This window comes from Desulfuromonas sp. TF, assembly GCF_000472285.1.
GTDB lineage: Bacteria > Desulfobacterota > Desulfuromonadia > Desulfuromonadales > ATBO01 > ATBO01.
On sequence record NZ_KI421415.1, the window covers coordinates 1 to 5,392 of the forward strand.

Sequence of the window (5,392 nt, forward strand, 5' to 3'; positions counted from 1 at the left end):
GGCTATTCGATTGTCAGAGAACTTTTGTCCACGATGTCGTGGCACATTTTTTAGTCCACGATGTTATGGCACTTAACAAGGAAGCAAAGAAAACTGCGGCCACTGGCGTGGAGCACTTCGGTCGCAAATAGTTCTACCTCTGAATGCCTGAGGCTCCGGGAAACAGCCTAGGCGCTTCGTGGCATCGAAAGCGGGGCCCGATTCTCTTCCGGCCCCCCTCGTATGCGGGGTTTTCACTCAAAACGGGGACTGCACTGCCGGTGCGGACCCTGATGCAGGAGACCCATTGCGCGAGGTTTCCGTCTAGCACCGGTGAAGAATAAACGCTGCGTCGTCACTTACGGAGCTGTAGTTGATAAGCAACATATTGGCAACCGCATGCTCCACGCCAGTGGCTGGTCCTTTCTTTGGTTCCTTTCTTTGGACCAGCAAAGAAAGGAACCCGGCTGCCGGCCGGGACCGGCGAATTTGATTTGATTTTCAAAGGCTCGGGTTTTCAAACCTAAAACCGTTTCAAGTCTCCCCCCATCCCTGCTAAAATCACAGAAGAAGACAATCATCCCCGAATCCACCAGCAAAAGGCATTCGCAAATGACAAATATCTGCCTCATCCTCCTCGCCCACGGCAGCCCCGATCCCCGCTGGCGGGCGCCCTTCCAGACGCTCGCCGAGGCGGTCGGGCGCGAACAGGGCGGCAGCCGGGTAAAGCTGGCCTATATGGAATTCTCCCCCCCCACCCTGGCGGACGCCGCCCGGCAGGCGCGGCAGGAGGGCTTCACTGTTTTGCGCCTCCTCCCCCTGTTCATGGCCGCCGGCGCCCACGTCGAGCGGGACATCCCCGCCCAGGCGGACACTCTCCGGAAGAACTTCCCTGAGCTGACGGTGGAGATCCTCCCCGCCGTGGGAGAACATCCTCGTGTGAGGGCGGCCCTGCAGGAGATCGCCAGGGAATCGCTCCTTTGAAAGCACCGCATGTGAAGTCGGACGACATTATCGACATCAAAGGAGCCCGCCAGAACAACCTCAAGGGCTTCGACCTGCAGTTGCCGCTCGGCGAACTGATGGTGGTCACCGGAGTCTCCGGCTCGGGAAAAAGTTCGCTGGCCTTCGACACCGTCTACGCCGAAGGGCAGCGCCGCTATGTGGAGACCTTCTCCCCCTACGCCCGCCAGTTCCTGGACCGCATGGACAAGCCGCAGGTCGAGCGCATCGACGGCATCCCTCCCGCCATCGCCATCGACCAGACCAACCCGGTGCGCACCTCCCGCTCCACCGTCGGCACCATGACCGAGCTCAACGACCACCTGAAGCTCCTCTTCGCCCGGGCCACCCGCCTCTTCTGCCGGGGGTGCGGCCGGGAGGTGTGGCGCGACACACCGGAGAGCATCGCCGGGAAGCTGCTGGCCCTCGCCGGTGAGGAGCGCCCACGGGTTCTGGTCACCTTTCCCGTCACCGTCCCGGAAACCTTTTCCGCCGATGAAATCAAAGAGCTCCTGACCCGCCAGGGGTACACCCGCATCCACCGGGAAGAGGAAGGGATGATGGAGGTGATCCAGGACCGCCTGCGCCTTGAGCCGTCCTGCCGGGGAAGGCTGGTGGAGGACCTGGAGGCCGCCATGCGCTACGGCCACGGCCGCGCCGACGTCCATCCCCTGGATGGCGAGGATCGGCCCCTGCCCCCCTGGCGCTTCTCCGCCGACCTGCACTGCCCCGACTGCGACCTGCACTACCGCGATCCCGTTCCCAGCCTCTTTTCCTTCAACTCCCCCGTCGGCGCCTGCACCGAATGCCGGGGCTTCGGCCGCGTCATCGGCGTCGACTACGGTCTGATCGTCCCCGATCCGGAAAAGACCCTCGCCGAAGGGGCGGTCAAGCCCTGGCAGACGGAGAGCTACCGCGAATGCCAGGACGACCTGATCACCTTCGCCAGGAAGCGCGGCATCCCCATCGACGTCCCCTGGCGCAGGCTCGACGAGGAGCAGCGGCGCTGGGTGATCGAGGGGGAAGGCTCCTGGGATGCGGGGGTGTGGTACGGAGTGGAGCGCTTCTTTGCCTGGCTGGAGAGCAAGAGCTACAAGATGCACATCCGGGTCCTCCTCTCCCGCTATCGGGCCTACGATGCCTGCCCGGCATGCCACGGCGCACGGCTGATCCCGGAAGCCCTGCTCTGGCGCGTGGGGACAAAGGAGGATGCCGACCGGGTGCTTGCACCGCAGAGCCGATTCCGGCCAGCGGAGGCGACGATGTCCAAGGCGGATTTCGCCGTCCTGCCGGGGCTGAACATCCATGACGTGATGCTTCTTCCCATCGAACGGGCCACATCCTTTTTCGCCGGGCTGCACCTGCCGGCCCCCCTGGATAAAGCGACGGAACTCCTTCTGGACGGCATCCGCTCGCGTCTTCGCTTTCTGCTGGAGGTGGGGCTTGGCTACCTCACCCTCGATCGCCAGTCCCGCACCCTCTCCGGCGGCGAGGTCCAGCGCATCAACCTGACCACGGCGCTGGGGACCTCTCTGGTCAACACCCTCTTCGTCCTCGATGAACCCTCCATCGGGCTGCACCCCCGGGACATCGGACGGGTGGTCGAGGTGCTGCACCGCCTGCGCGACGCAGGCAACTCCCTGCTGGTGGTGGAGCACGATCCGCAGATCATGCTCGCCGCCGACCGGATCCTCGACCTCGGTCCCGGCCCCGGCGAGCGCGGCGGCGAGGTCGTCTTCTTCGGCACTCCGGACCTCCTTGCGGGAAGCGGCTCCCTCACCGCCCAATACCTCACCGGCAAGCGCCAGGTGATGGAGAGCTTCCAACCGATCCAGACGAACGGGAGGGCCGATTCACACCTGGAGATCCTCGGCGCATCGGCCCACAATCTCAAAGGAGTGGACGTGGCCATCCCCCTGAACCGCCTGGTGTGCATCACCGGCGTCTCCGGTTCGGGGAAGAGCACCCTGGTGCAGGACATCCTCTACCACGCCCTGCGCAAGCTCAAGGGGGAACCGCTGGAGGCGCCGGGGGCGCATCGGGAGGTCCGCGGGCACGAGCTGATCCGCGAGGTGGTGCTGGTGGACCAGTCCCCCGTCGGCCGAACGGCGCGCTCCAACCCGGCCAGCTACGTGGGAGCCTTCGACGCCATCCGCAATCTCTTCGCGGCCGAACCCCTCGCCCGGTCCCGCGGCTACACCGCCGGAACCTTCAGCTTTAACGCCGGAACGGGGCGCTGCCCCACCTGCAACGGCAGCGGCTTCGAGCACGTGGAGATGCAGTTCCTCTCCGACGTCTATCTGCGCTGTCCCGACTGCGACGGAAGCCGCTTTCGCCCCGAAGTGCTGGAGGTGAAGCTCGCCCCGGAAGGGGGAGAGAGAAAATCGATCGCCGAGGTGCTGGAACTGACCGTGGCCGAAGCCCTGGCCTTCTTCGCCTCCCGCCCCGAGGTGCTGCGGGCCCTGGAGCCGCTGGCGGCGGTCGGCCTCGACTACCTGCGCCTCGGCCAGCCCGTCCCCACCCTCTCCGGCGGCGAGGCCCAGCGCCTCAAGCTCGCCGGTCATCTGGCGGAAAAGAAAAAATCCTCGTCCCGCATCCCTCGTCCAGCGTCCCTGTTCCTGTTCGACGAGCCGACGACGGGACTGCACTTCTCCGACATCGCCACTCTCCTTACCGCCTTTCGCCGCCTGCTGGCCGAGGGACATTCCCTGGTGGTGATCGAGCACAACCTCGACGTCATCGGCGCCGCCGACTGGATCATCGATCTCGGCCCGGAAGGGGGGGACGCGGGCGGGGAGATCGTCTGCACCGGTCCGCCCGAAGAGGTGATGAGTTGCGAAACGAGCCACACCGGGGTGGCTCTGAGGGAATATTCACAGTCAATCTCCTTGCCCCCCGCACTCCCCCACCCCGGCCCTCACTCTCCAGGGAGTCCCCCTCACCCCAACCCTCTCCCTCAAGGGAGGGGGGGTAAGTCTATTGCCGTCCACAACGCCCGGGAGCACAACCTCAAGGGGGTGGACATCGACATTCCCCGCGACCGCTTCACCGTGGTCACCGGCGTCTCCGGCAGCGGAAAGAGCACCGTCGCCTTCGACATAATCTTCAACGAGGGGCAGCGCCGGTACCTCGAATCCCTCAACGCCTACGCCCGGCAATTTGTCCAGCCCGCCTCCCGCCCCGACGTCGACGCCATCTTCGGCATCCCGCCGACGGTGGCCATCGAGCAGCGCACCAGCCGGGGCGGCCGCAAGAGCACCGTCGCCACCATGACCGAGCTCTATCATTTCCTGCGCCTCCTCTTCGTCAAGCTCGGCGCCCCCTTCTGTCCCGAGTGCGAGCTGCCCATCGAGGAGCAGACCCCCGAGGCGATCGCTGCGAACCTCCTGAAGGGGTATCGCGGCCGCAAGGCGACCCTCCTCGCCCCGCTGGTGACGGCCCGAAAAGGGGTGTACACCGTTCTGGCCAAATGGGCCTCCGGCAGGGGTTTTCCCCTGCTTCGGGTCGACGGGCAATGGCTCCCCACCTCCCCCTGGCCCCGCCTCGACCGCTACCGCGAGCACCACATCGAGCTGCCGGTCGGCGAAGTCCTGATCGAACCGGAGAGCGAAAGTGAAATGCGCGAGCTCCTCGACCGCGCCCTTGATTACGGCAAGGGGGTGGTGCAGGTCCTGCCGGAGGGGGAAACCTCCCCCCGCATCCTTTCCACGCACCGGGCCTGCCCGGGGTGCGGACGCAGTTTCCCGGAGCCCGATCCGCGTCTCTTCTCCTTCAACTCCAAACACGGCTGGTGCGAGACCTGCTTCGGCACCGGCCTGCTCATCCCCGACTTCGACGCCGAGCAGACCGGAGACGAGATCTGGTGGAACGAATGGTGGGCAGGGGAAGAGACGGTCTGTCCCGACTGCCGGGGACGGCGGCTGCGGCCGGAAGCCCTGAGCGTGCGCTTTGCAGGGCTCTCCATCGCGGACTGGGCGGCTTTTTCCGTCGAGGCGGCGGCGAAGGGGCTGGCGGAGCTGAAGCTCTCGGGGCGCGATGCCGCCATCGCCCGCGACCTCCTCCCCGAACTGCGCTCACGCCTCGCCTTCCTGCAGGAGGTGGGACTCAGCTACCTCTCCCTCGACCGCGCCGCCCCCACCCTCTCCGGCGGGGAGGCCCAACGCCTGCGCCTGGCGGCCCAGCTCGGCTCCAACCTGCGCGGCGTCTGCTACATCCTGGACGAGCCGACGATCGGACTGCATCCCCGGGACAACCGGATGCTCCTCGATACCCTGCGCAAGCTCGAGGGAAAGGGAAACACCATCATCGTCGTCGAACACGACGAGGAGACGATCTGCGCCTGGCGGCCCAGCTCGGCTCCAACCTGCGCGGCGTCTGCTACATCCTGGACGAGCCGACGATCGGACTGCAT

General features: G+C 65.9%; 2 protein-coding genes. Both read left to right on the forward strand.

Annotated features, from left to right (window positions below):
- Window positions 1–591 precede the first annotated feature (591 nt).
- Window positions 592–963, forward strand: a complete 372-nt coding sequence (locus tag DTF_RS0105790) for a sirohydrochlorin chelatase (protein WP_027714561.1) — start codon at window positions 592–594, stop codon at window positions 961–963.
- The coding region (uvrA, locus tag DTF_RS22100; RefSeq protein ID WP_226989191.1) for an excinuclease ABC subunit UvrA at window positions 960–5,392 on the forward strand (4,433 nt) is incomplete at its 3' end. The genes DTF_RS0105790 and uvrA, both read left to right, overlap by 4 nt.

Coding starts and splice junctions, on each gene's coding strand:
- DTF_RS0105790 (WP_027714561.1), top strand. CDS start 592: ATGACAAATATCTGCCTCATCCTCCTCGCCCACGGCAGCCCCGATCCC.